This is a genomic window from Cupriavidus sp. 05N40, from assembly GCF_056397305.1.
The window spans coordinates 1-3,277 of sequence record NZ_JBFTND010000384.1; the positions used below are offsets into that span (position 1 = coordinate 1).

The 3,277-nt window shown below is 60.6% G+C and carries 1 protein-coding gene; it reads left to right on the plus strand.

Annotated elements, in window-relative coordinates; translation table 11 throughout:
- On the plus strand, positions 1-3,017 hold a 3,017-nt coding region (locus AC1DO7_RS40520; RefSeq protein WP_477117507.1), incomplete at its 5' end, for a toxin VasX.
- Positions 3,018-3,277: the final 260 nt, after the last annotated feature.

A 3,277-nucleotide genomic window follows, 5' to 3' on the forward strand; every position in this document is an offset into this window, starting at 1 on the left:
CGTCGTGCCAGCGCGGCGTCCCGGTCTACCCCCTGCGCTACGGCATCGCTGACAAGGGCTTCGAAGCCGCAGTCTTCCCGACACTCAGCGTGAAAGGCTATCCGGAACTAAAGGGCAGCAAGGCGTATGGCCTGCGTGTATTGCGTCCTGGCACTTATGTCTACCTGTTCTATTACCAGAACAGCCGCATGTGGACCCAGCACTACCAGGTCACCAGCGACGTGCGCTTCGCGCCCATCTGGTGGACCGAGGCGGATGCCAACGACGACACACCCGGACGTTATGCCCGCCCCGATACCGTCGGCGCCAGACCCTACCTGCTGGCGCCGGAAACAGAAGTGGCCAACACCGTCTACCTCATGGTCAGCGAAACCCTGTTGAGCCACGCCCGACTCTGGCGCATCGAAACCAATAAGGATGGTATCCGCGACAAGCTAGCGACCCAGCTCTCCCCTGCCGGTGACCCCAGACAGCGGCATGTCTTCGACGCGGTGCATCTCGCAACAGCCACGCCGGAACTGGTGACGCCGGCCATCTCCGGCCGCGCCCGGCCCTGTGCCTGGAGCGAGATTGCCCTGGGCGATCGCATCATGACGTACCAATCCATCTTGACCGGCATGTACGGTGCGTTGCCGCCGAGCGCAGATGGTGCCTCCGACAAGAGAGTCAAGCCCTTGGCGGCGGTGCTACAGGACCCTATCGGCATCACCAGCGAACTGGCCCACCTCACGGCCGTCGCGGCAGCCGAACGCCAAATCTATGAGATCGACAACAACCACGCCTACACCAGCGCCACCCTGATCAAGCAGTACCTCAGTAGTGTGCAAAAACAAACCACCAGTGAGTTCTACCTGAAGCGGCAACGACTCGTACGCTACTACGAAAGCGACAATGCCAACACCATCGATGGCAACGCCATGCCCTTCATCTTCGCCTACCAGCGCAAGATCAAAACGCTGCAAGAGACCCTGGACAAGTGCGCAGCGGACCTCGATGGCTGGGTCAAGACCGCAGGTAGCGCCATCGGCAAGGGGTGGAGCGATGGCCTCTTCGGCAAGGCCCTGTCCTGCTTTGACCTAGGTAGCCACCGCAACGCCCAGGACTATGAAAACGTCGTCGCCCGCTGCGCTGGCAGCCTGACCCACAGCGCCGCCGGCCGTGACAGCGTCCGCGATCTGGTCCTGGCCGACCATCGCAGCAGCCCGGTCTGGCTGGCACTGGCACATGGCATACCGGAGCTGCACGCCAACTTCACCAATCCCGATATTCTGAAGCAAGCGCTGGATACCGGTGTAGCGGCATTCGCCCCGATCTTCCAGTTCAATATCAGCCACCCAGCCACACCTCATTCCGACGCGCTGATCAACCTGATGCTTCCGCTCCTGGCAGACAAGACCCTTCCGGATGCCAAAGCAGATCTTGTCGCCCGGCGCGTGCGCCTGTTCGCCGAGATCCGTGTCGGCAGCACCGTCGTCACCTACCGCGTGACGAGCGCTGAAGCCAATCGCCAATATGCCCAGTTCCGCGGCGAGCAGCACATGAACACCGAGCAATTGAGGAAATGGGGCATCACCGTGAAGCGGGAACTGCGAGGCCAGCCCGCCACCACGCTGCTCTATGAAGAAGTACCCAAGGGCGCCGGCAAGGACTACATCAGCCCCGCGCCCGCCGGCGAAGGCCAGAAGTTCAGGCTGGAGGGCAATATATTCCAGCGTACCCTGCAACGCCTGCAGGGGAGCCGAGCCTATGCCGCCACGCAGAAGGGCATCGTGGCCGGGGAGTATGCGGTGACGGGAGTGGCGGCAGTTTCGGCAGTTATGTCTCTTAGGTCATCGCTTAAGGATTTCGCACAGGGGAAAATGACATCGGGTGATGCCTCCAAACGAGCGACATCCATAGTGGCCGCTTTTGCGGCAATTTCGGCTGTCCTAAGCGCCAGCTACTACATCAAAGGCGACATTCTTCAACTCAGAGGATTAGCGAAAGGCGGAGCACTCAATGTCGTGCGCGGTAGTCAGGAGGTAATCGCCGCTCGTACTCTCGCGACAAAGTTCGGAGCGGGGGCGGCATTCTTAAGCGCTGCAGCAGACCTCCTGCGTGCTAGCAAAGCATACGGAAGTGAACAGAATACCGAAGCCGCCAAGATGTTCATGGCCTCCGCGGGTTGCGGTACGTTGGTCGGTGCGAGTCTTCTGCTAAATGCCGTGGGCGTCACGCTCAGCTTTATGGGCCCTGTGGGCTGGCTGATCTTGGCCGCTGTGGCGACAGTCGGCGTCACCTACTTCTCAATACAAGCAGCCATGGCCAGGTTCCAGCCCGATGAGGTCTGGCTGGCTCATAGTTTCTGGAGCCAAGGCGACGCACGCTACCGCTTCAAGACCCTGGAGGACGAGTTGGCGGCCTTCCACGGCGCAATTTACGGAGTGCGTGTCGTGGCCGATTGGGACAGCCCTGCCAGCGCCGTACCTTTTAGCCTGGGCAACATTGCCTGGCGAACAGCCTTGCCCCTGTATGGCCTATGGCAAGACGCTCAAGCACTGCACCGCGAGGTCGCCGCCGAAGGGGTAGGCACACTCTCTATTTCGCTGAGCTTACCCAGCTATCGGGAAATCAAAGACCAAAGCGATGAGACCGACAAAGCAACCGCCGCCGTAGCGGCCACGGCAGATGCCGCTGCACGCTTCCAGAAAGAGTTGCGTGTCTACCGTGGCAAAAAACCCCTGCGTCAGGTGGAAGGCCCCATCGTGACCTCACCGGAGTATCGCTTCCCCTACGACGACGAATGCCTGATTGCCAGTAGCGATGCCGTGCGCGATGGCACCCGCGTGCTGACGTGGCGCATCAGCATGCGCGCCGACGCGCGGGTCGAACTGGACTATTGCTATCGGCCCGATCCCAAGGACCAGCCCATGCTGGCCTTGATGCCGCAACGGGAGCCGCTGGAGTTCACCCGCGGCACCTGGCTGACCGATCCTATCGATAGCGATCTGCTTGAGCCGGTCAAGGTGTCCAGATGACGATACGACCCCCCTCCCCAGCGCGGCCTACGTTTGCCAACGCCCAGCGGAAATGGCGCCTGTTTCGCTCGGCATGTACGACCCTACCACTAGAGCCCGATCCGAGTGTTAAACCGACCATTACCATCCTTCGTTCGAGCGAACATTGCATAGTACTGACAGCGGATACTCTTCAGCGAAACGACACAACAATATCGTGGCACATGGGGGCGCTTATTACTTTTGGCGCTTTTATGATCATTGGCGTCGGACTGTTGCAG